Source organism: Sneathiella sp. P13V-1 (assembly GCF_015143595.1).
Classification (GTDB): Bacteria; Pseudomonadota; Alphaproteobacteria; order Sneathiellales; family Sneathiellaceae; genus Sneathiella.
Window position 1 is genome coordinate 46,759 of record NZ_WYEU01000004.1, and the last position, 21,605, is coordinate 68,363.

The window sequence follows — 21,605 nt, forward strand, 5'->3', positions numbered from 1 at the left end:
ATTTCATTTTTTTGCGCGGCTCAATATGGCATAAGAGCAGCAATATAGATAAGTAAAAATATTAGAAGGACTATCCTAATGGGCGAATATAACGCACCACTGAAAGATATGCGCTTTGTTCTCAATCATGTCATTGGGCTTGATGAACTAAACAGCATGGAAGCGTTTGCACATGCTGAGAGTGATGTCGTGGATGCTGTTTTGGAAGAGGCTTCCAAACTGGCGACCAACGTCCTCTCTCCTCTGAATAAAGCCGGTGATCTGGCAGGTACTTCTGTGACAGATGGTGTTGTTAAATCTCCTGAAGGCTGGAGTGATGCCTATAAACAGTTTGCTGAAGGCGGTTGGAATGGTGTTTCTGGTCCGGAAGATTATGACGGCGGTGCAATGCCTCAGGCGGTCACGCTTGCAACTGTCGAAATGTGGAACTCCTCCAACATGGCTTTTGCCCTTTGCCCATTGCTGACACAGGGTGCGATTGAGTCTCTGATTGCCCATGGCACGGATGAGCAGAAAGAAACTTATCTGCAGAAGCTGGTCACGGGTGAGTGGACAGCTACAATGAACCTGACAGAAAGCCATGCAGGTTCTGATGTGGGCGCACTTCGTACAAAAGCTGAGCCTGCTGACGATGGGTCCTGGAGAATTAAAGGTCAGAAGATTTTCATCACCTATGGTGAACATGAAATGGCTGACAATATTATTCACCTTGTACTGGCTCGCACTCCAGGTTCGCCAGCGGGTACAAAAGGCATTTCCCTTTTCATCGTACCGAAATTCCTTGTGAACGAAGATGGATCTTTAGGCGCGCGTAACGACTTGAAATGCGTATCTGTTGAAGAGAAAATTGGTATTCACGCCAGCCCAACCTGTGTCATGTCCTATGGCGATAACGATGAGTGCGTAGGTTACCTGATCGGCGGTGAAAACAAAGGTATGGCCTGCATGTTCACAATGATGAACAATGCCCGCCTGAATGTTGGCCTGCAAGGTTTGGCAATTGCTGAACGGGCGTATCAGCAGTCTGTAGAATACGCGCTGGATCGTAAACAGGGCCGGGCGATCGGTGCTGAAAAAGGTGAAAGCTCTTCAATTGTTAAGCACGCGGATGTTCGCCGCAACCTGATGAGCATGCGTTCGCAGATCGAAGCAATGCGCTGCCTTGTATATCTGAACGGTGCTGCACTTGATAAAGGGCACAACCATCCTGACGAAGACGTCCGCAAAGAAGCAATGGGCCTTGCGGAACTTTTGACACCACTATCAAAAGCATGGTGTACAGATCTGGGTGTTGAGCTGTCATCAACTGCTGTCCAAATCCACGGCGGTATGGGCTTTATCGAAGAAACCGGTGTTGGTCAATATTACCGCGATGCCCGTATTCTTCCTATTTATGAAGGTACAAACGGCATTCAGGCGCTGGATCTGATCGGCCGTAAACTTTCCATGCAAGGCGGTGAGCCTGTTCGCAAACTAATGACGGAAATGGAAGAACTGTCCCATCAGATGAACAGCAGTGATGATGAAGACCTGCAGGGCATTTCCCGTCATCTTGGTGTGGCTGTGACTGCGCTTAAAGACGCAACGGACTGGATGTACACAAATGCACCAAATGATCCAAACTCCGCCCCAGCAGGTGCAACGCCTTACCTGCGTATGTTCGCGACAACTGTCGGCGGATATCTGATGGCGAAATCAGCTGTGAAAGCGAAAGAATTACTTGGCGCTGCGGATGCTGATACGAAATTCCTGAACAGCAAAGTGACGACAGCCCGCTACTTCGCGGCACAAATCCTGCCGCAGGTGGCTGCATTGCTTGGCCCTGTTACAGAAGGCCCTGAATTGCTGTTTGCAATCGACGAGGATGACCTTGTTGCGTAACACAGCTTATCAACAAAGTTGACGTGCACGTTAACTGCGCTAATATTGATATATTAGATTTTGTGGCGGCTTTGGCCGCCACATTTTTTGCGTGGAAGCATAATGAATAATAAAAAAGAACTGACTTACCCCCTCGGCACGCGCCCTGAACCTGGTGATGTTATCGAAGTCTCCGAAGGTGTTTTATGGACAAGAATACCTATTCCTTTCGCAGGGCTTGATTTTATCAACGTCTATTTACTGGAAGGAAAGGATGGTTGGACAATTATCGATTCCGGTGTAAACACCAGTAAAGTCCGCGCCATCTGGGAAAGTGTTTTTGAAAAACATCTGAAGGGTAAACCTGTTACCCAGATGATTTGCACCCATTTCCATCCTGATCATGTAGGCGCAGCCACATGGATCACTGAAAAATGGGGCATTGATCTGACCATGAGTATGGGGGAATGGTCATTTGGCCGGATGCTTTTCCTGGAAGCGCAGCCGGAAGTTCCAGAGTCCGTGATCGCTTTTTATCGGAAGGTCGGACTGCCGGAGAAGATGATCGATGCCATGCGTGAACGTGGTTACGACAATATCCGCAAAATCATTCACGGGTACGGAAACAGTATTATACGCCTTGACGAAGGGCAGGTACTGGAAATTGGTGACAATAAATGGGAAGTGATTGTCGGGCAAGGACACTCGCCGGAACATGTATGTCTTTACTGTGAAGAAAAAGGTCTTCTGATTTCAGGGGATCAGGTTCTTCCTAAGATCAGCCCACATATCGGGGTCTACCCAACTGAACCACTGGCAAATCCACTTGGGAAGTTTTTGGGATCCATTGATAAGTTCCGCCATCTACCTGAAGATACGTTGGTGCTGCCTTCACATAATGATGTATTTGTCGGCTTGCATAACCAGCTGGATTACTATGAAAGTCATCATATAAAACGACTTGAACAGTTGAAATTGGCTTGTTCGTCTCCAAAGACGGTACAAGATATTCTTCCCGTTCTTTTTGAACGCAAACTGGATGAAAACAATATGGGCTTGGCCATGGCAGAAGCACTAGCCCATTGCCATTATCTTGTCGGAACGGGTGAATTAAATCGCCTCGTTGGTGATGACGGCGTGTGGCGCTTTCAAATGCAAAAGAATGTCCAAACCGCCGTTGCGTAACATGTCAAACCTTGAAAAATAAATAACATAAAAAGGGAGGGAGCTATGACAGATCATCTACTTATTGAGAAAAATGGAAGCATCGCAACGCTGACGATGAACCGGCCTGACAGTCGAAACGCTTTATCGCTGGAAATGAGAGCAAAGCTGAACGAAGCTGTTATCGATCTGGAAGCGGATGATAGTATTCGATGTGTTGTTATTAAAGGTGCAGGCGAGCATTTCATGGCAGGTGGCGATGTGAAATCCTTCAAGGATTTTGTGGAACTGGACCCTGATAATCGCCGGAAAACCTTTGAGGCCCGTATTCATAATCTGACTCCAACACTTGTCGCCCTTCGACGCATGAAGAAGCCAGTTATCGCCAGTGTTCAAGGGGCTGCAGCTGGTTTCGGCCTGTCTCTTGCAATGGCCTGCGATATTGTAATCGCAGGTGAAAGCTCTTTCTACACAATGGGTTATATCGGCATCGGTGCGACACCAGATGGATCTGGATCTTATTCACTGCCACGAATTGTTGGCCTGAAAAAAGCCATGGAAATTGCCATGCTTGGTGACCGCTTTGGCGCAGAAGCAGCAAAAGAATATGGATTGATCAATTTCATTGTACCTGATGATGAATTGGAAGCTGAAACCAAGAAACTGGCTGAGCGCCTTGCAAGTGGTCCAACATTTGCCCTTGGCAAAACGAAAGAGCTGATGCACGCGTCTATGGTCAACGGGCTTGAACAGCAGCTTGCGTTGGAGGCTGAAAGCTTCTCGCAATGTGCCGCTACGGAAGACTGGGCGGAAGCCATTGTTGCCTTTTCAGAAAAAAGAAAACCTTCGTTCAAGGGTAAGTAATTAATTTCAGGCCTTGTTCAGTAATTCGAGCAGGGCCAAAATTTTTTCTTGATATAATACCTTTTGGTATTATTTATATGAAACCAAACGGTATTATTTTGGAGTGAGTTACATGAATACTGGAAACCAAGGGGTGTTTCGTGCTCTGTCAGATCCAACACGACGTGAAATTCTGATGCATCTCAGCCGACGAGATATGACTATAGGTGAGGTGTCGGAGAAGTTCGATATGACACGTGCAGCGGTGAAAAAACACCTGACAATCCTTGAAGAAGGTAAGTTGATTTCCGTAAATCCTCATGGAAGAGAAAGAATTAATCACCTGGAACCTCAAGGACTTCAATCTGTTTCGGATTGGGTAAGTTATTTCAGTCGCTTCTGGGATGACCGTTTGGCTGATCTTGGGAAGGCCATTGAAATGGAAGGAAAAGGAAGTGATGACTGAAACCAAAATTGTAAAAACTGTATTTTTTAAAGCGCCAGCCAATACGGTTTGGTCATTCCTCACAGACAAAGAGAAGCTAGGCAAATGGTATCATCCAGCTGAAGAGGATCTTGAAGCAGGACAGGAATATACGCTACTCGAACAAAATGATGATGGATCCTATCGGAAAATAGTTTGGGGAAAAGTTCTGGAAATGAACGCTCCATACCACATGGTTCAGACCTTCTGCATAAATCCGTTTCAAGGGAAAGAGACAACAGTTACCTGGCAACTTGAAGAAACATTTGGTGGAACCGTGCTTACATTAACCCATGAAGGTGTTGCCGAAGCTGCAGGGGAAGGGGCGCTCGGCATTTTCTGTGCTTTGGATATGGGATGGGACTCTCATTTTGGACGCTTGAGAAACAATGTTAATCATTAGGATAATTACACTTCACAAAAAAAAAGGCGACCATTTGGTCGCCTTTTTCTCGGGGTTGTCCTCCCAGATTAGAATGGGAAGATGATATCGAATAGTTGTTGTCCGTAACGGGCTTGCTGAACATCTGTCAGGTGGCCACGTCCGCCATAGGCAACTCTTGCCTCTGCGATTTTTGAACTGTCTATAGTGTTGCCAGAGGATATATCTTCTGGGCGGATAACGCCGGTTACATAAAGGTCGCGGCTTTCAAAATTGACACGAACTTCCTGTTTGCCGGAAATCACCATATTTCCGTTTGGCAGTACCTGTGTAACGATCGCGGCAATCTCCAGTTCAATAGTCTCGTTGCGGGTAACCGCACCGGTTCCGTTCACAGAATGCTCGCTGCCCAGATCCGCCAAGGAGGCAGGGTTTACAGCTTCGGGCAGAACTTTGGCAAGTTGGCTTTCAAGGCCCAACAAGGCGGTTGTGTTCGCCGTTTCTGCTGTAGAACGGCTTGTGGATGTTGAATTGTTCAAAGTTGCTTTGTCTTCAATCTTCACATTAACTGTCAAGATGTCGCCGATACGACTGGCGCGCTGATCTTTAAAGAAGGCGCGGGAGCCAGGCCGCCAAAGGGAATTGGCTTGTTTCAGGACCGGCTCAGGGCGTGGCATTGGCAGCGAGACCGGTTGATAGTTTTTAGATGTCATTGGGTTTTCAATTTGGGACAGCGGAGGTTCCGATCCAATTGAAGCGATACGGCTATACGCGTTACAGCCGGCAAGAGTGGCGACCAATCCAAGAAGGGCTGTTGAGCGAACTATTTTTTTAAGTGCTGTGTGGTTCATTTTTAATCTCCACTATTGGATTGTTGCCAGGCGTTGCTGGGCGGTAATGATGCGGACTTGCTGGTCATCAATGACTTCTGCCTGAATGACTTTACGGCTGTGAGCGTTTTCAACACGGATTATGTCACCTTCTGAGCCGTTCTCCAGGGCTCTTCCTGTCATGGTGAGGGCGATTCCGCCGCGTTTGAAGATCACAGAGATGATTTTGCCTTTAGCGATGGTCACAGGATCACCAAGGTTGTTGAGGTGGAAGGTGCCGCCTGCTCGCATAGAGCGGCGGGGGGACTTACCTACTAGTTCGTCAACATCTAGAACGATATTACGTCCAACTCGGTTTTTACGAACCAGTTGAAATTCCACATCTTGCTCACGGATTTTTTCTCCAGTCCGAATAAGGCGGGTGCTTACGGGAACCATTGCTTGTGGGTAAAATTTGCCTACAACACGGTAGTTAGTCGCGTTATCTGAATTTGCAGGCGCAGAAATTATCGCGCTAAAGCTGTTTTTCCGCTCGTTATAGGATAGGCTCTCCACAACAATTTCAGGCTCGTCCAGAACGCTAATCTGAATTTTTGTAAAACGGCTCGGCATATCCAACTCAAACTGATCTGTGGCCAGTTCCATTTCCAAGGCTGCACGAATATGCTCCTCGACCCGTTCTTGCGGAATGATCTGGCCTTTGCGAAGAACAGAAATCATGGAAACAGATCGTGTAGGTTGCCAATCCAGACCGTGTTTTTGCGCGACAAAGGCGACCGATGACGCTTTAAAAGAAACGGTTTTTCCGGGCGCAGGGGAAGCGGCAATCACGTAGTCAGATTTTTCACCTACTCCTGTAAATATATCACCAAAGGTAATGTTTTCCCCTTCCACAACCGGCTTGGATTTAAGCGTAACGGTGTTTGCCGCAGAGGCCGTCATAGCCCCCATAAGACAGGAAATGAAAAGGATAAAGATGCCGATATGTTTCATAACTGGACCTCTATTCTAGGGTTCAAGCTTATCTAAGCTGGTTGGTTACAGACATCATTTCGTCTGCTGTGGTGATGACTTTTGAATTCATCTCGTATGCCCGTTGCGCGCTGATCAAAGAAGTGATCTCACCAACTGCATTAACATTGGATGTTTCAAGGTAACCCTGACGAACGGTACCAAAACCAACAGATCCCGGAACACCAACACTTGGGGCGCCGGATGCTGGACTCTCGGTATAAAGGTTGTCACCCATTGGCTGTAGACCTGCTTCGTTGAAGAAAATCGCCAAGTCAATCTGTCCAACTGTTTGAAGGGCGACCTGTCCATCAAGTTGAACCTGCACTTCACCGCTTGTGTTGACTTCAACGCTAATGGCGTCTTGCGGAACTGTGATGCTTGGCAGAACGGTATAACCGTCTTGCGTTACAATCTCGCCGGTTGGACTTACCTGGAAGGAGCCTGCACGAGTGTAGGCTTCATCACCGCTTGGCAAAAGAACGCGGAAGTAACCTTCGCCTTGAATGGCAAGATCGTAGGTGTTCTGGGTTGCTTCCATGCCACCTTGGTCGGTGATGCGGTATACGGATGCAGTTTTCACACCAACACCGATCTGAATACCTGAGGGAACGATGGTTCCGGCATCCGATGAGGAAGCACCTGCACGGCGCATATCCTGATATAGAAGGTCCTGAAATTCTGCCCGTTGGCGTTTGAAGCCAGTTGTGGTCATGTTCGCGATGTTATTGGAGATGACATCAACATTAAGCTGTTGAGCCAACATACCTGTGGAAGCTGTTCCTAGTGCACGCATTACTTAATCCTCTCCTAATTCATCGCCGGTAGTTCTTCGATGGCTTTCATCTGCATTTCGTGTTCTGCATCCAAAAGTTTCTGCGCGGCTTGATAGGTCCGCATAATTTCGATCATGGTTGTCATTTCCAAAACGGGTGTGACATTGGAGCCTTCAAGAGACCCCTGCATGATACGGCTTTCTTCAGCGGGGATTGGGGCGGCACCATTTGGATTATAGTAACCGTTACCTTCCTGCTTCATGATCTGTTCGTTGTCGAAACGGTATAGTTGGATTTTTACAGTATCTTCTGTCCCGAGGTTGACCGTGCCGTCACTTGCAATTTCGATATTGGGGTTGGAGAGTTCTACCTGAATACGATCATTCCGATCGTCAACCAGATAATCACCAGCGGCAGTGATGACATTGCCTTCAGTATCGAATTTGAAGTTACCGTTTCGCGTATAACGAATACCCTGATCGGTTTGGATGGAGAAGTACCCATCCCCGCTAATTGCCAGATCAAGCGGACGACCAGTTTCCGTAAATGTACCTTCTGTACGATCGTGGTAAACACCGTAATCCTGTACGAACGCCATCTTGTCCTTAAATGGTTCGTCAACCAGATATTCCTGAAATACTGGACGAACAACCTTGTAGGCTGTGGTGTTCATATTGGCGATGTTGTTGGCAACAATATCAAGGTGCCGTTTTAGCGCCATTTGTTGCGACAATCCGATGTAGACTGCATTTTCCATTTACGTCTCCGCCCTTTTGGCAAATAAATCGATGCCATACCATATGCACGTATCGTGCCAAATAAATTATGCAGTTAAATCATATATTTATGGGTATTCGGCAATATTGGGGAGGCGGCTGAATAGGTATAATCAGCCGAAAGGGCGGAAAAAAATTCCATTGCTGTTACTTCCGGTTGAATTTATGGTTAACGGAACGAAAAAAATGTGAGAAAAGCTAATTCGTGCAACCTCTTGTTAACCAAGTTTTCATAGACTGAACAAAATTTTTGCATGAGTTTTCATTCTAGAGGCCTTTATGTCAGACGAAAATGAAGCACCAGAAGGTGAAGATGGTGAAGAGAAGGTCAAGAAGAAGGGCTTAAGTGGTAAGGCGCTTATTCTCTTTATTGTTCTACCAATTCTGCTGATAGGTGGCGGCGTAGGCGGTGCTTTTTTCGCAGGCGTGTTCGATAGCGAAGAGACAACTGAGGAAGTTGTCGAAGAGGAAGTCGTTGAGGAAGTTGACAAGGTTGTCGTTTTTTACGATATGCCTGAGCTTCTCGTAAACTTAAGTGTGTCTGGTAACAAAACTGCATTTCTCAAGCTGGGCGTCTCACTTGAGCTGGACGATGAGACTGTTCTTCCAGAACTTGAAAAGCTGTTGCCTCGGGTTATGGATAATTTTCAGGTCTACCTTCGCGAGTTGCGCCCATCAGACCTTCAGGGGTCAGCGGGCATCTATAGACTTAAAGAAGAGTTGCTGTATCGCATAAACAGCTCGGTTAAACCTATACAGGTCAAGGATGTCCTGTTTAAGGAAATGTTGGTTCAGTAGGAGTATCCATGACTGACGAAGAAGAAATGGATATGGCTGCTGCCATGGCAGCCGAAGAAGACGGCGAGATGGACATGGCCGCGGCTATGGCTGCGGACGAAGAAATGGATATGGCTGCCGCTATGGGCGGGGGCGGCGATGACATGGACATGGCCGCAGCCATGGGCGGTGAAGCCGAAGCAGAAGAAGAGGCGCCTGGCGGTGCCAGCATCAATGAAGCTGCAAGTGGTGGCGCAACCCGTGTTCTGAACCAGGACGAAATTGATAGCCTTCTCGGTTTTGATATGGACGGTGATGGCGGTGGCGATAAGTCCGGCATTAAAGCCATTATCAACTCTGCCCTTGTCAACTATGAACGTCTTCCAATGCTTGAGGTGGTCTTTGACCGCCTTGTCCGTATGATGACGACATCTCTTCGCAACTTTACGTCCGATAATGTGGAAGTCAGCCTCGACAATATTACATCCATTCGTTTCGGTGATTATCTGAACTCAATCCCTTTGCCTGCGATCCTTAGTGTGTTCAGAGCGGAAGAGTGGGATAACTATGGACTGATCATGGTCGACAGTTCATTGATTTACTCAATCGTGGATGTGTTGCTCGGCGGGCGCCGAGGAACTGCGGCTATGAGAATTGAAGGCCGACCTTATACGACAATTGAACGAAATCTTGTAGAGCGGATGGTCAGTGTTATCCTCGCCGATATGTCCGCTGCATTTGAGCCTTTGAGCCCGGTAAGTTTCAGGCAGGAACGTGTGGAGACCAACCCACGTTTTGCAACAATCGCGCGTCCAGCGAACGCTGCCATTTTAATCAAGCTACGGATTGATATGGAAGATCGCGGTGGTCGTTTGGAACTCTTGTTGCCATACGCCACACTCGAGCCCGTTCGTGAACTTCTGCTGCAAATGTTCATGGGTGAGAAATTTGGTCGTGACAGTATTTGGGAAAACCATCTGGCGACGGAACTATGGGCGACTGAGGTTGATATTCTGGCTGTCCTTGATGAGCAGGAATTGTCACTCAATCGCATTTTGAACCTTGAAATCGGCGATACGATCATGCTGAACGCGTCACCGGCAAGTCCTGTTATTCTTCGCTGTGGCGGTATCGGCATGGTGTCCGGCAAGATGGGTCGTTCAGGGCAGAATATTGCCGTTAAGGTGGACAAGACGCTTCGCAACCTAGGGTAAGTGTTATGGCAGAGTTTTTGAGTATTCCTGTTTTATTGGACCTGTTACTGATTTTCATGCTGGGCGCAACGATTGCCTATTGTGTCAACCTAAGCCGCAAATTATCGGTTATGAGGGATGCTCAGCAGGAGTTACATAAAGTTGCTGAAGACTTTGATCGTGCGATTGTCCGGTCAAAATTGGGAATTGAAGAACTGAAAAGTGCCAGTGAGACCATCGGGCAGGATCTACAACAGGAATTGGATGAAGCCAAAGGTTTGCTCGAAGAGTTAAAACTTATCAATGCTTCCAGTTCTCGAATTGCAGATAAATTGCAGGAAAGCGTGGATGGCTCTGGACGCCAGATCGCCTCTCGCCAAGAAGATACAGCTACAGATTCTTCTGAGGAAACCAGCAGTGGCATTGAGCCGAGAACAGAAGCTGAGCGCGAACTTCTCCAAATGTTGACAAAATCCAAGTAACAGGGGCAACGCGATGATGAGACATATTCGAATATTGCCTGTTACCATTTTAGCGATGATTATGGTTTTTGGCCTGAAACTTGGTAGTTTCTATTCTACGACGAAAGAAAATATCCTGTCGTTGGAAGTTACAGGTGTGCAGGCGCAGGAAGAAAAGAAAGAAGTTGATGCCAGCACAGAAGGTGATGGCACAGGTGAAACTTCAGCTACTGATGATACAGCTACTCCCAAGGAGAAAAATGAAGAAGCAGATATCGATGTTACGAACTTAAGTGCCAGTGAAATTGAAGTTTTGCAGCGCCTTGTCGAGCGTCGTGATCAGCTGGAGGCCAGATCTGTAGAACTTGACCTGCGGGAAAATCTTCTGAAAGCTACTGAAAAACGCATTGATACCAAGATTGCGAAGCTGAAAGAGATAGAAGCAACAATTGCAGAGCTTTTGAAGAAATATGACAAGCAGGAGCTTGAAAAGCTGAAAAGTCTTGTGGCTATCTACGAGAAAATGAAACCAAAAGATGCAGCGCGGATCTTTAATTCTCTGGATATGGAAGTGTTGCTGGATGTCAGTGGTTTGATGAAGGAGTCAAAACTGGCTGCCATATTGGGCAAGATGAACGGTGCCAGAGCTAAAGAACTAACTGTCGAGTTGGCGACAAGGAAACAATTGCCAGAGGTTGGGAAAGGGAGCTAAACGAAGAGCCGTCTTTACCAGCATTTAACCTATAGTAACTAGGTTGAAAGGCTGGGCGAAGCTTTTCTAGCAGGTGAAAAAATGGATTCAGCCGCATTTGCAAAACATTTATCTGACCGGGTTGACGCAATTCGTGAAACTCATGGGGAAATGGTCAATATCGGTGATGTTGCTGATTTGGTCGGAACCCTGATGGAAAATATGGAAGGGGATATTTCTGCGCAAGATATCCATATCCACCACCAAATCTTTGAACTTGTCGAATTTATCAAGAAAGCACGCGGTGAAATTGCCGCATTGCAGCCGCAAGAAATCAATGAACAGCACATTCCCGCGGCGACCGACGAATTAAGCGCGATTGTTGAAGCCACCGAAGAAGCAACGAATACCATTTTGGATGCTGCGGAAAAGCTTGGTGAAATCGGTGCAGAAGTTGGAGGGGAACAGGAAGAGAAAATCACAGATGTGATAACAAGTATCTACGAAGCTTCAAACTTCCAGGATATTACTGGCCAACGTATCAACAAGGTAGTGTCTACGCTTAAGCATATTGAAACGACAATTAACAAAATGGCACAATCTATCGGTGCTGAGATCAATGCAGATGCGGAGAGAAAAGATATCGGGGACGACCTGAAAGTAAATGACGAGCGTGCAGATGCAGATTTACTGAACGGTCCGCAACTTGAAGGCGATGGCGTTTCTCAAGATGAAATTGATGCTTTGTTGGCCAGCTTTGATTAGGTGACTTTAGAGGAATAATGGAAGAGCAACTGGTAGAATCAAATGAAACGCGACATGGCAACAACAATACAGCGATCGTTTTCGTCTCCCTGTATTTTTTGCTGCTGGCGTTTTTTATCTACCTGACTTCCATTTCAGTTCCAAAAGAAGATAGAATTCAAAAGGTTATCGGGAGTATTGAAGTAACTTTCTCAGGCGAGAAAGTCACGCCTTCTTATATTTCGGAACCTAATGTGCCGGGTTCTGACTTAGGGTTGGCTCAGTTCCACGCTGAGCTTAGACAAGTTTTCGAAGCCGCCATCCCGCTTGTTGAAAATGAAGTAAATGAAGAAGGGGCGCAGCTTCTATTTAGAGTTCCAGTTAGTCAACTCTATGTTAGAGGAGAAGTAGCATACCGCGAAAATCGCGAAGAGCTTTTCTCTGAAGTTGCCCGTATCCTTGTAAAACGTGCCAGTGTTCAGCCAACAGATGTTGAACTCCTCTATGACCAGTCAATTAACCTGCCGAAAAGCAACTCCTTGGAAGGGGATCTCTCCGTTAAGAGGTTAGGGCATCTTGTAAGCTCGTTTCTCGATAAAGGTGTCGCAAAACGTAATATTTTTATCGGATTAGGTGAGCAAGGACGTGATGAAGTAATCTTTCGGTTCTATGAGCGCAATGCTGTCACAAATTTGTTTTTTGAGGAGGCCCCAGTGCAATGATTACTGATGCCATTTTCCCTCATAAGAAAAGAAAAAGGAACAATATCTGGCTAACCTCATTGGCTGATTTGCTCGCTTTGCTGCTTGCCTTCTTTGTTTTGGTGTTTTCCATGAATGAGGTTCACAAAGACAAATGGATGAACATTACAGAGTTGCTCGGACAAAAATTGAATGATGCGACAACCTCTAACGAAGAAGGGCTTGCGGCCGATAAGAATGTTGAATTGTTCAAAGAGCAAAAAGCTTTTGATCTGGACTATCTGGAAAACATCCTCAAAGCTAAAATAACGTCAAATGAAGTGCTGAAAGACGCCAATATTTTCCATTCAAGCGGTCGCCTCATCATTTCATTTGCTGGCACATCCTATTTTGAAAGCGGTAGTGTGACGCTGTCGGAAAATCTGGATCAAGCAGTTCGGCTTTTAGGTGAAAGCCTAAGATATGTAAAGAACAGGGTGGAGGTGTACGGGCACTCCGATCCTTCCGTGGCCGCACAAACGTCAAAAGAAGATTTGGGGAATTGGGGATTGTCTCTGTCTCGCGCCCTTTCTGTGGCAGATGGTCTCAAGCGGGCGGGATACAGTTTCCCGGTGCAAGCCTTTGGTATGTCAGATTCCCGTTTCTTTGAACTTTCAGGAAATTTGTCTGAAGAGGAAAGATATTCACTTGCTAGGCGTGTAGATATTGTTATCCGTGAAGCAGAAGGACGAGGTCGTTAAAGCGAGATGACAGGTTTGGTTCGTCACATATCTAAGCTCCTATTTGTTGGCGCTCTAGTGTTCCTTGCCAATGGCAGTATGACTTTGGCCGCTGATAATGTTGCCGTGCGCGCAGGTGAGCATCCGGATTACGGCCGCATCGTTATGGATTGGGGTAAGGATGTTGCACATCAAGCTTCCATTAGTAATGGTGCACTCATCGTCACATTTGATCAGCCTTTTACTGCGAATTTCAATGCAGTAACCAGAGTACTGGATGACTATATCTCTGGTGCGGAATTAATTAATTCCGGGAAGTCTGTTCGTTTTAGTCTCCGCGGTGACTATGCTCTAAAAACCGCAAAATATGGCACCGCGCTCGCTTTCGATCTAAAGAAGAAAAGTGGCTTAAAACCTTCGACTGACCAAGCCATTCCTGTCCGGGTTGGCGAACATGTAAAATATACCCGTATCGTTGTAGATTGGCCGAAACGTACAGACTTTAAAGTTTCAGGAGCAGATCAGGAATATCAGTTTTCTTTTGATGCACCAGGAAGACTTGCTTTGGCAGAAATTCAGCGTGATCTTCCCGATCGCGTGCAATCAATCCAGCAAGTCCAAGTGGATAATGGCTCTTCTATCTCGCTCAAGACAAGCACTCCTACAAGGATCAAGAGTTTCAGAAGCGGAAATAGTGTTGTATTTGACGTCATTACTGTAGACCAGCCTGTTGAGGAAGAAGCGCCTGCGGCCCAACAAGTGGTAAAAGCAGAACCCGTCCAGAAGACACCTGTCAAAAAACTAACGGATAATCCACCAGCAAAGCCGGAAGAGCAAGAGTTAGCTGAGTCTGAGCCTGAAAAAGTTACTGTTACGAAGGCCGAAGAAGCCCCTGTGGTTGAAGATGTCTCTGCTGTGGCAGCACCTGAAAAAAAGGAAAATGCTCCTAAACTTCTAATTCCAGAAAGTAATTTGGCATCGAACAATCCTCAGAATGCCAAAGCACCGACAGACAAGCTCACGATCAATGTGGCAAACCTGAAGGATGGTTTTCGGATGATATTTCCGTGGGAAAAACCTGCGGCAATGGCCTTATTTGAGCGTAGTGGTAAATTCTGGCTGGTCTTCAATGAACCGGTAAGGCTTGATTTCTCCAGATTGTCAGGCCCATATAAATTTCTTCTGATTAAGAAAAAGCAGATGCCGCACCCTAGCGCAACTGTTGCAAGTCTTGTCGTGCGGGAAGGGTATACCCCTTCGGTTGCCCGTGTTGAAAATGAATGGCGGATTGATTTCAGACTTGGTGAAGCGCTCAGAATTAAAAACACGATTGATATACAGTCCCAGCCTGCCTCGGCTGTTGGCGCGCGTGTATTTATCCCCGCAGTGAACAACGGTAAAAAAGTTACCTTTATGGATCCGGAAGCCGGTGATGAACTGACAGCTGTCCCGTTATATGCACCGGGATGGGGACTTGGCGTGCGGCGTACTTTTGCACAGTTTGTTGTCCTGCCGTCCATGCAGGGCATCGGCATGTACAAACGGGATTCCAGTGTGAAAATGGCGGTGGAGAGAAACGGGGTTTCCATTACTGCAGACAAAGGATTGCAGCTTACACGTGAAATTTCAAAAGATGATTTATTTGCTTCTGGCGACCAGTCCGACAGATTTTCAGGGAAGAAAGATGCTGCACAACTTGTGAAACTGCAAGAATGGGCTCAAGTTCCTGAAAAAGAATTTTGGGAGAGGAAGCAGCTTTTACAGCGAAAAGTTGCCCGCGCTCCGCAAGGAGGGCGTAATGCGGCCCGAATGGGATTGGCCAAATTTTTCATCGCGCATAAATACCATGCAGACGCATTTGCTGTGCTTGAAAGGATCAGGAAAGATGATCCACGTGCGGATGAGGATGGGGTCTATAGGTTGCTTCGCGGGCTCGCGAATCTGGGGCTTCATCATATGGATGAAGCGCAGACTGATTTAATGCATCCTGTATTTAATGGTGTCGCCGAGGTTGCACCATGGCGCGCCAAGGTCGCCGCTGAGCGCGATGATTGGAAAACTGCGCTGCGTGAGATGAAGCTGGGGCAGGAAGCACTTGGTGTCTACAATGAAGATCTCAAAAATGAGTTCAACTTGATTGCTGCGGAAGCGGCCCTTGAAGATTTTGACGTGGAATCCGCGAATAAATCCTTGGAAAAAATAAGGACATCACTTGAGAAAGGAACAAATATCTCTATTGCCGCACGTCGGGAATATCTGGAAGGTTTGGGGGCGCTTAAGTCGGGTGATATCGAACGAGCGATTGGCAAATTTGATCAAGTGATAGAACTTGATTACCGACCCCTCACGACCCATGCGAAATTCCGTCGTGTAAACGCGATGTTGTCTCAACAGGAAATCACACCGGACGAAGCAATTGAAGAGCTTCTGGATATGTCCTATGCATGGCGCGGGGACCATCTGGAACTTGATATTCTAAAGCGTGTTGGTGATCTGCAGATTGCACAAGGTAATATTGACGAAGGGCTTAAGACCTTCCGCAATATTGTCATGACATTCCCGAAAAACCCGCAAGCGCGTGATATTGCCCGTGAAATGAACGATTTGTTCAATCAGTTGTTCCTTGAAGGTAAGGCAGAGGACCTGCCTCCCGTTAAGGCCTTGGCTCTCTACTACGAATATCGAGAGTTGACGCCGCTTGGTAAGCAAGGTGACAAAATGATCCGTGGTCTTGCAGACCGGTTGATCAAAGTAGATTTGCTGGAACAGGCAGCACAGCTTCTGGATCACCAGATTAATTTCCGCCTGAAAGGTGATCTGAAAGCCCTGACGGGTACTAAATTGGCAGTTGTTCATCTGTGGAACGGAAACCCTCAAGAGAGCCTGAACGTACTTTACAAAACAAGATGGAAAGCCCTTCCTGAGGAGGTGAAACGTGAGCGTTTGTTCATTCAGGCAAGAGCGCATTCAGATCTTGGGGACTATGAAGAAGCATTGGAATTGCTGATTGATGAGAAAGGCAGGCAAGCAGAAAAATTGAAAGCTGACATCTATTGGAAAGCCAAAATGTGGCCGAAAGCCATCGCGACATTGGATAAGCTGTTGCAAGATACAAATGTGAGGGCTGCTGAGAAGCTGAACCCTGAGCAAAGACAATATCTGATGCAGTTGGCGGTGGCCAGAAATCTGTCAAATGACCAATCCGGCCTTGAAGCGATGCGTCGTACCTACCGCAAGAAATTTGTAGGCTCGCCCGATTTGGATGCCTTTGACCTGATTACCGAACAGCCAGATGGTTCCGAGATGGAGTTCCGGAAACGTGCAACTGCAATCGCCAAGGTAAACCAGCTTGAATCTTTCATGACGGGTTACCGTGATCAGCTGGAAAATGGTGAGTTTTGGAGCACGAACTAGTTTTTAATTTATTCCCTTGCATCACTTGTTCAGGCTGATATGTGTTGGCCAAAGATGTTTTTTGTATAAGGAATAAGCCATGGCTGGTTTGAACCAAGATGTTGATCCAGATGGATTACTTGAGTATTCGGTTGTTTTCACAGATCGCTCTTTGAACCATATGTCGAAGTCGTTTCAAACGGTAATGAATGACATTTCAAGGCTTCTGAAATCTGTATATAACGCCGATGCTGTGGCTATCGTTCCTGGTGGTGGAACTTACGGCATGGAAGCTGTGGCACGTCAATTTGCGACAGATAAGAGCGTTTTGGTTATTCGAAACGGCTGGTTCAGCTATCGTTGGTCCCAGATTTTCGAAGCTGGCCGTATTCCAGCAAAAGAGACTGTCCTGAAAGCCTCTCAGGTTTCAGAAGGTCATGATGCACCTTATAGTCCTGTTTCTGCAAAACAGGCTGCAGAGGTTATTCGCACCGAAAAGCCTGCTGTTGTTTTCGCCCCTCACGTTGAAACGTCTTCCGGTATTATTTTGCCCGATGAATACCTTCAAACCATATCAGAAGCCGCTCATGAAGTGGGGGCGTTGTTCGTCCTTGATTGTATCGCCTCCGGTGCTGTTTGGGTTGATATGAAAAAGGTGGGGGTTGATGTCCTGATCAGTGCGCCACAGAAAGGGTGGAGCGCATCACCATGTGCCGCATTGGTAATGATGTCAGAGGCTGCGGAGCGGAAACTCGCCGAGACCACAAGCAGTAGTTTCGCCTGTGATCTCAAAAAATGGCGCGATATTATGAGCGCCTATGAAAATGGTGGGCATGCCTATCACGCGACGATGCCAACAGATGCGCTGGTCAATTTCCGCGACACTATGCTTGAAACTGAAAAATACGGGTTCGAAAAAGTTCGCGATGAACAATGGGCGCTTGGAAATGGTGTCAGAGACCTGATGGCGAAGCATCAGTTCCGTTCAGTGGCAGCAGAGGGCTTTGAAGCACCGGGGGTTGCTGTGTTTTACACTCAGGATGCAGATATTCAGAACGGATCCAAGTTTGCGAAAGAAGGTCTGCAAATCGCTGCTGGTGTTCCGTTGCAGTGTGATGAAGGACCCGAGTTTAAAACGTTTAGACTGGGGTTATTCGGACTGGACAAGCTTCACAATGTGGAGCGATCAATCGAAAGTTTGGATAAAGCGCTTAAGTCCATACTTTAAGAATGAAAGAGGCATCCCTTATGGGTGCCTCTTTCTATTTTTCCGGCTAGCTTTGGCATAGAGACCTCGCTCCCGTTTATGGGCGTCGCCAGGTGCAATCACTGTCTGATGATAATTCAGCCAATCTTCATCATCAAAATTCTCAGCTCCATCAATAAATTCAAAATCTTTCAGGATTTTCTCATCATAAGTTGAACGGTGAAGTGGCTGTACTTGCATCAACGGCATCTCTCTTTTGATGGTGATCGGACTATCTGTTTTGGTGATGCGTAAGTTGGTGAAAAGGGGGCCAAACCAGTGATCTGTTTCAACAATTCCCTCATAATGTTCATAAAGCTGTGAGCCAGGTAAATTCGCTGGACGCCTGACAAGAATACTCCAATCTTTTGCTGTTTTTGCAATCAATCCGCTCCAAATTTTCAGAACACCGGGTTCCGGTGCAGAGGAGATAAAAGGAGGGGAGTAGCCTTTGATATCTTGAGGGGCGATATCATTGAAGGTTGGCGCATAATCTGGATATTGAGAGGCCTCCAGTGGAAACCAGCTGTCCATATCCGCATATCGCCAATACATATCATTTCCATCCCAATAGACACTAAAATCCATGGGGGGGAAGATGTACCAGCCAAAGGCAGATGCCGTCGTCATGGGCTCGCAATATCGAAAGGCTCTGGTTGGAATTAATCCTCCGGCGGAGCGATCAGCCCGTTGGGGTGTCGGGGTGTCCGGGATCATACGATAAAAACGAATGATGGATGTCGGGGCAACTAAATGCCCCAACTTCTCATCTTTGGCTTTGTCAATGACAGACATGCCGGTTTCTCCAGCCTCAAACTTTAAATGCTGGGCTCATATTGCCGAGGCGCACTGAGCCAGCGTCCTTTGATTTTTTGTCTTCAACCGCAACTTTAAAAGCAGGGCTCATGTTTCCTAGGCGAACAGTTGCTTCATCTTTTGTAGCGCTTTGTGGTTGTTCAACTGTGAAGGCAGGGCTCATATTTCCGAGACGCACTTTTGCGTCATCTTGAGTAGATGATTTTGCTTCCTCAACTTTAAATGCGGGGCTCATGTTACCGATACGCACGATGCCTTCGTCTTTTGTGGCGGCTTCTTTTTTGATCATCATAGTCATAATTCTCTCCTTATAAAGCACACTAAATAATAGTATAAAAATCTTTTTCGGTGTGACGGTGAAGTGATCCTAATTAAACTATTTGATTTTTCAGTTCAGAAGGATTAGTCGGTCACTGGTGCTTGAAGAGGATGCTAAATCGCAATTATTTGCGGGTAAAGATGTGCTCAAGAAATTCAGTTTTTCTGTGAAAATCGGGTTTTATATAGATTTGTTTTCTTGGTTGTGGATTGATAAATGTTGATAAAAAACAACTAAATATAGAATATACTTAACAGGAAAAATTAAAGATAAAAAAGCAATATATAGTTGATTAGGTAGGGGAGTGGAACACTAGATGGGAAGGGTGTCATATTTATGAATTAGTAATTCACTTAATTTAACATATTGAAATCTAATACCTTCTAGACATGTGCAGTTTTCAGTATTTAAAAGTGGGATTAATACAAAAAAATTAGTTTTCTGTTTGTTGTGCTAACCTTGATACGATCATGTAACACAACGTGAGATGAAACAGATTGTTGGCCGTGCCATTAAAAGGAAAAAAGCCCGCGAGATGGCCAGCAGGCTTTGAATATCCAATTCGGGATTTTCTAGTAGTTATTCATTCCTGAGTATAGAAGCAAAAAGTTCAGGATCGATATTGCCGCCGGATCCAACCGCCACAGCAACTTTTCCTGAGATATCTACTTTCCCTGATAGAATGGAAGCAAGAGCAACTGCACCGCCTGGCTCAATCACTACCTTGAACAAGTTATATGCCGAATACACGGCTGACCTTACTTCTTCTTCGCTTACGTAGATCCCTCCGGAGACATGCTTTTGCAGGATCGGGAAGGTGATCTCGCCAGGCATTGGGGTAACAATTGCATCACAGATGCTACGGTGATCACCGCTATTTGCAACCCGTTCACCGAGTTCCAGTGATCGGGCAGTATCGTCAAAATATTCAGGTTCCGCGGAATAAATTTCGGTATTCGGAGACCTTTGATGTAACGCAACGGAAGAGCCGGCAAGCAGCCCGCCGCCGCCGCAAGGCGTTATATAGACATCTGGTTCGAGACCCTGGTCCTGGAGTTGGTCAACGACCTCGATGCCGATCGTTCCCTGTCCTGCAATCACGGGTTCATAGTCATAGGGTTTGATCAGGGTGAGATTTTGCTCTTTTGCAATTTGACTGCCGATTTCCTCTCTTGATTCAGTGTAGCGGTCATATGTCAAAACAGTTGCCCCGTATTTGCGGGTATTTTCCAGCTTAATGGAAGGTGTATCTTCCGGCATCAGGATCGTGGCCTTACATCCAAGCAGTTTCGCCGCATAGGCAACACCTTGCGCATGGTTACCGCTGGAATAGGCAAAGACACCAGTTTCCAGTTGCTGTCGTGACAGGCAGGATAGAGAATTGTAGGCGCCCCGGAATTTGAAAGACCCTGTTTTTTGAAGCATTTCACACTTCAAGAACAAACGCCCACCAAGTTTTTCATTGAGAAGCGGGGATTCAAGCAGAGGTGTTTTGACTGCGTGAGAGCTTATTCTCTTCGCCGCCTCAGAGATAGTATCGAAAGTTATCATTTATTCAGTTTCTACAAAAAATCGATTTAACAGATTAATTACTGGAGGTTCGTTGAGTTGGGGAACATGGCCTCTATTTGGGAGGCTAAGTGTGGCCATATTGGGGTGAATTTGCTGCATTTTTTTGAAAACGTCTTCGCTGAGAACGTCTGATAGCTCTCCTCGAATAGCAACTGTGGGAATATCTTTAAGGCCAGCGAAGAAAGGCCACAGATCTATTTTCTGGTCATTCGCGACTTGCTCAGCGAGAGCTTGGCCTAACCTAAGGTCGTAATTGGGTTTGAAGTTCCCCGCTTCCTGATCATAAATGAAGCCCACTTTTGTGGTGGCGAGCCATTCTTCGTCATCAAGATCAGGGTAGGCACCTATATACTGCTCCTTCTGAGCCGCAGTTGCCTGTTCAATTGTTTCAAACCGAACATCTTTGCCAACATAGCCTGCTATACGGCTTCCGCCTTCTTCCGCTATTTCAGGGCCAACATCATTGAGGACAGCGCCTGCAACAAAAGAAGGGGCAAGACCCGCCAGTCCCATGGTTAGTAATCCCCCCAAAGAAGTTCCGACGAAGACAGCCCTTTTGATGCCTGTATGAGACAAGAATGTCAGAATATCCTGCAGATAGATTTGCGGATTATAGTTTTTAAAATCCTCATCATAGTCGGATTTGCCGCGCCCTCTGTAATCCAGTGCGTAAAAATGCCTGTCCTTAGAGTAAGTTTCTGCAAGCTGATGGAAATCCCCTGAATTTCGGGTAAGGCCTGACAAGCAAACAACCGGTGCCTTTGTCCCTGCGCCCTGATAGTGGCGGTAGTAAAGGTTTAGACCATCATTACTTTTGTAGGTTTCTTCGGCGTAGCTCATGCGTGTC

22 protein-coding genes are annotated in these 21,605 nt (G+C 46.5%); 14 read left to right on the plus strand and 8 right to left on the minus strand.

Annotation, left to right across the window (positions count from 1 at the left end; all coding sequences use genetic code 11):
- The first annotated feature begins 78 nt into the window (after positions 1-78).
- The 5 genes from GUA87_RS15685 to GUA87_RS15705 all read left to right on the plus strand — a co-directional run bounded on the left by GUA87_RS15685 (position 79) and on the right by GUA87_RS15705 (position 4,754).
- Positions 79-1,881: an acyl-CoA dehydrogenase gene (locus GUA87_RS15685; RefSeq protein WP_193717566.1), complete on the plus strand. Its 1,803-nt coding sequence runs from the start codon at positions 79-81 to the stop codon at positions 1,879-1,881.
- Between the two features lie 102 nt (positions 1,882-1,983).
- Positions 1,984-3,045, plus strand: coding sequence for an MBL fold metallo-hydrolase (locus tag GUA87_RS15690; RefSeq protein ID WP_193717567.1), 1,062 nt, complete (start codon positions 1,984-1,986; stop codon positions 3,043-3,045).
- A 45-nt stretch (positions 3,046-3,090) separates the two neighbouring features.
- A complete protein-coding gene (locus tag GUA87_RS15695) occupies positions 3,091-3,888 on the plus strand; it encodes an enoyl-CoA hydratase/isomerase family protein (RefSeq protein ID WP_193717568.1) in 798 nt (265 codons plus the stop codon).
- 112 nt (positions 3,889-4,000) lie between these two features.
- Entirely contained in the window at positions 4,001-4,333 is a 333-nt protein-coding gene (locus GUA87_RS15700; protein ID WP_193717569.1) for an ArsR/SmtB family transcription factor, read from the plus strand.
- Positions 4,326-4,754 carry an SRPBCC family protein gene (locus GUA87_RS15705; RefSeq protein WP_193717570.1) on the plus strand — a complete coding sequence of 143 codons (429 nt, stop codon included), beginning with the start codon at positions 4,326-4,328 and terminating at the stop codon, positions 4,752-4,754. Before GUA87_RS15700 ends, GUA87_RS15705 begins: the two co-directional genes overlap by 8 nt.
- 68 nt (positions 4,755-4,822) lie before the next feature.
- Here GUA87_RS15705 and flgH read toward each other — a convergent pair whose 3' ends face one another.
- The 4 genes from flgH to flgF are packed head-to-tail and all read right to left on the minus strand — an operon-like array spanning position 4,823 to position 8,107.
- On the minus strand, positions 4,823-5,584 hold the full coding sequence (gene flgH, locus GUA87_RS15710; protein ID WP_193717571.1) for a flagellar basal body L-ring protein FlgH: 762 nt from the start codon (positions 5,582-5,584) through the stop codon (positions 4,823-4,825).
- A 12-nt stretch (positions 5,585-5,596) separates the two neighbouring features.
- Positions 5,597-6,556 (minus strand): flagellar basal body P-ring formation chaperone FlgA, encoded by a 960-nt coding sequence (flgA, locus tag GUA87_RS15715; RefSeq protein WP_193717572.1) that lies wholly within the window; start codon positions 6,554-6,556, stop codon positions 5,597-5,599.
- A 28-nt stretch (positions 6,557-6,584) separates the two neighbouring features.
- Complete coding sequence (gene flgG, locus GUA87_RS15720; RefSeq protein ID WP_193717573.1) at positions 6,585-7,370, minus strand: flagellar basal-body rod protein FlgG; 786 nt, start codon at positions 7,368-7,370, stop codon at positions 6,585-6,587.
- 14 nt (positions 7,371-7,384) lie between these two features.
- Entirely contained in the window at positions 7,385-8,107 is a 723-nt protein-coding gene (gene flgF / locus GUA87_RS15725) for a flagellar basal-body rod protein FlgF (protein ID WP_193717574.1), read from the minus strand.
- A 298-nt stretch (positions 8,108-8,405) separates the two neighbouring features.
- On the opposite strand from flgF, the gene GUA87_RS15730 reads away from it, so the two are divergent.
- The 9 genes from GUA87_RS15730 to GUA87_RS15770 all read left to right on the plus strand — a co-directional run bounded on the left by GUA87_RS15730 (position 8,406) and on the right by GUA87_RS15770 (position 18,033).
- Entirely contained in the window at positions 8,406-8,924 is a 519-nt protein-coding gene (locus GUA87_RS15730) for a flagellar basal body-associated FliL family protein (protein WP_193717575.1), read from the plus strand.
- Between the two features lie 8 nt (positions 8,925-8,932).
- On the plus strand, positions 8,933-10,117 hold the full coding sequence (gene fliM, locus GUA87_RS15735) for a flagellar motor switch protein FliM (protein WP_227712095.1): 1,185 nt from the start codon (positions 8,933-8,935) through the stop codon (positions 10,115-10,117).
- 5 nt (positions 10,118-10,122) lie between these two features.
- Positions 10,123-10,578 (plus strand): DUF6468 domain-containing protein, encoded by a 456-nt coding sequence (locus GUA87_RS15740; protein ID WP_193717576.1) that lies wholly within the window; start codon positions 10,123-10,125, stop codon positions 10,576-10,578.
- Between the two features lie 13 nt (positions 10,579-10,591).
- Complete coding sequence (locus GUA87_RS15745) at positions 10,592-11,269, plus strand: MotE family protein (RefSeq protein WP_193717577.1); 678 nt, start codon at positions 10,592-10,594, stop codon at positions 11,267-11,269.
- Between the two features lie 81 nt (positions 11,270-11,350).
- Positions 11,351-12,013, plus strand: coding sequence for a protein phosphatase CheZ (locus tag GUA87_RS15750; protein ID WP_193717578.1), 663 nt, complete (start codon positions 11,351-11,353; stop codon positions 12,011-12,013).
- 17 nt (positions 12,014-12,030) lie between these two features.
- On the plus strand, positions 12,031-12,714 hold the full coding sequence (locus tag GUA87_RS15755; protein ID WP_193717579.1) for a hypothetical protein: 684 nt from the start codon (positions 12,031-12,033) through the stop codon (positions 12,712-12,714).
- Complete coding sequence (locus tag GUA87_RS15760) at positions 12,711-13,433, plus strand: flagellar motor protein MotB (RefSeq protein WP_193717580.1); 723 nt, start codon at positions 12,711-12,713, stop codon at positions 13,431-13,433. The genes GUA87_RS15755 and GUA87_RS15760 overlap by 4 nt, the downstream gene beginning before the upstream one ends.
- Positions 13,434-13,439: 6 nt before the next feature.
- The gene (locus GUA87_RS15765) at positions 13,440-16,826 is read left to right on the plus strand and encodes a hypothetical protein (protein ID WP_193717581.1); all 3,387 of its coding nucleotides are present in this window, start codon (positions 13,440-13,442) and stop codon (positions 16,824-16,826) included.
- Between the two features lie 79 nt (positions 16,827-16,905).
- The gene (locus tag GUA87_RS15770) at positions 16,906-18,033 is read left to right on the plus strand and encodes an aminotransferase class V-fold PLP-dependent enzyme (protein ID WP_193717582.1); all 1,128 of its coding nucleotides are present in this window, start codon (positions 16,906-16,908) and stop codon (positions 18,031-18,033) included.
- A gap of 18 nt (positions 18,034-18,051) precedes the next feature.
- Here GUA87_RS15770 and GUA87_RS15775 read toward each other — a convergent pair whose 3' ends face one another.
- The 4 genes from GUA87_RS15775 to GUA87_RS15790 all read right to left on the minus strand — a co-directional run bounded on the left by GUA87_RS15775 (position 18,052) and on the right by GUA87_RS15790 (position 21,598).
- Positions 18,052-18,846 carry a DUF6065 family protein gene (locus GUA87_RS15775; protein WP_193717583.1) on the minus strand — a complete coding sequence of 265 codons (795 nt, stop codon included), beginning with the start codon at positions 18,844-18,846 and terminating at the stop codon, positions 18,052-18,054.
- A 16-nt stretch (positions 18,847-18,862) separates the two neighbouring features.
- On the minus strand, positions 18,863-19,165 hold the full coding sequence (locus GUA87_RS15780) for a hypothetical protein (RefSeq protein WP_193717584.1): 303 nt from the start codon (positions 19,163-19,165) through the stop codon (positions 18,863-18,865).
- A 600-nt stretch (positions 19,166-19,765) separates the two neighbouring features.
- Positions 19,766-20,737: a threonine/serine dehydratase gene (locus GUA87_RS15785; RefSeq protein WP_193717585.1), complete on the minus strand. Its 972-nt coding sequence runs from the start codon at positions 20,735-20,737 to the stop codon at positions 19,766-19,768.
- Positions 20,738-21,598, minus strand: a complete 861-nt coding sequence (locus tag GUA87_RS15790; RefSeq protein ID WP_193717586.1) for an alpha/beta fold hydrolase — start codon at positions 21,596-21,598, stop codon at positions 20,738-20,740.
- Positions 21,599-21,605: the final 7 nt, after the last annotated feature.

Excerpts from the sequence above, each read along its gene's own strand:
- GUA87_RS15685 (WP_193717566.1), top strand. The coding sequence starts at position 79 with ATGGGCGAATATAACGCACCACTGAAAGATATGCGCTTTGTTCTCAAT.
- GUA87_RS15690 (WP_193717567.1), top strand. The coding sequence starts at position 1,984 with ATGAATAATAAAAAAGAACTGACTTACCCCCTCGGCACGCGCCCTGAA.
- GUA87_RS15695 (WP_193717568.1), top strand. The coding sequence starts at position 3,091 with ATGACAGATCATCTACTTATTGAGAAAAATGGAAGCATCGCAACGCTG.
- GUA87_RS15700 (WP_193717569.1), top strand. The coding sequence starts at position 4,001 with ATGAATACTGGAAACCAAGGGGTGTTTCGTGCTCTGTCAGATCCAACA.
- GUA87_RS15705 (WP_193717570.1), top strand. The coding sequence starts at position 4,326 with ATGACTGAAACCAAAATTGTAAAAACTGTATTTTTTAAAGCGCCAGCC.
- flgH (WP_193717571.1), bottom strand. The coding sequence starts at position 5,584 with ATGAACCACACAGCACTTAAAAAAATAGTTCGCTCAACAGCCCTTCTT.
- flgA (WP_193717572.1), bottom strand. The coding sequence starts at position 6,556 with ATGAAACATATCGGCATCTTTATCCTTTTCATTTCCTGTCTTATGGGG.
- flgG (WP_193717573.1), bottom strand. The coding sequence starts at position 7,370 with ATGCGTGCACTAGGAACAGCTTCCACAGGTATGTTGGCTCAACAGCTT.
- flgF (WP_193717574.1), bottom strand. The coding sequence starts at position 8,107 with ATGGAAAATGCAGTCTACATCGGATTGTCGCAACAAATGGCGCTAAAA.
- GUA87_RS15730 (WP_193717575.1), top strand. The coding sequence starts at position 8,406 with ATGTCAGACGAAAATGAAGCACCAGAAGGTGAAGATGGTGAAGAGAAG.
- fliM (WP_227712095.1), top strand. The coding sequence starts at position 8,933 with ATGACTGACGAAGAAGAAATGGATATGGCTGCTGCCATGGCAGCCGAA.
- GUA87_RS15740 (WP_193717576.1), top strand. The coding sequence starts at position 10,123 with ATGGCAGAGTTTTTGAGTATTCCTGTTTTATTGGACCTGTTACTGATT.
- GUA87_RS15745 (WP_193717577.1), top strand. The coding sequence starts at position 10,592 with ATGATGAGACATATTCGAATATTGCCTGTTACCATTTTAGCGATGATT.
- GUA87_RS15750 (WP_193717578.1), top strand. The coding sequence starts at position 11,351 with ATGGATTCAGCCGCATTTGCAAAACATTTATCTGACCGGGTTGACGCA.
- GUA87_RS15755 (WP_193717579.1), top strand. The coding sequence starts at position 12,031 with ATGGAAGAGCAACTGGTAGAATCAAATGAAACGCGACATGGCAACAAC.
- GUA87_RS15760 (WP_193717580.1), top strand. The coding sequence starts at position 12,711 with ATGATTACTGATGCCATTTTCCCTCATAAGAAAAGAAAAAGGAACAAT.
- GUA87_RS15765 (WP_193717581.1), top strand. The coding sequence starts at position 13,440 with ATGACAGGTTTGGTTCGTCACATATCTAAGCTCCTATTTGTTGGCGCT.
- GUA87_RS15770 (WP_193717582.1), top strand. The coding sequence starts at position 16,906 with ATGGCTGGTTTGAACCAAGATGTTGATCCAGATGGATTACTTGAGTAT.
- GUA87_RS15775 (WP_193717583.1), bottom strand. The coding sequence starts at position 18,846 with ATGTCTGTCATTGACAAAGCCAAAGATGAGAAGTTGGGGCATTTAGTT.
- GUA87_RS15780 (WP_193717584.1), bottom strand. The coding sequence starts at position 19,165 with ATGACTATGATGATCAAAAAAGAAGCCGCCACAAAAGACGAAGGCATC.
- GUA87_RS15785 (WP_193717585.1), bottom strand. The coding sequence starts at position 20,737 with ATGATAACTTTCGATACTATCTCTGAGGCGGCGAAGAGAATAAGCTCT.
- GUA87_RS15790 (WP_193717586.1), bottom strand. The coding sequence starts at position 21,598 with ATGAGCTACGCCGAAGAAACCTACAAAAGTAATGATGGTCTAAACCTT.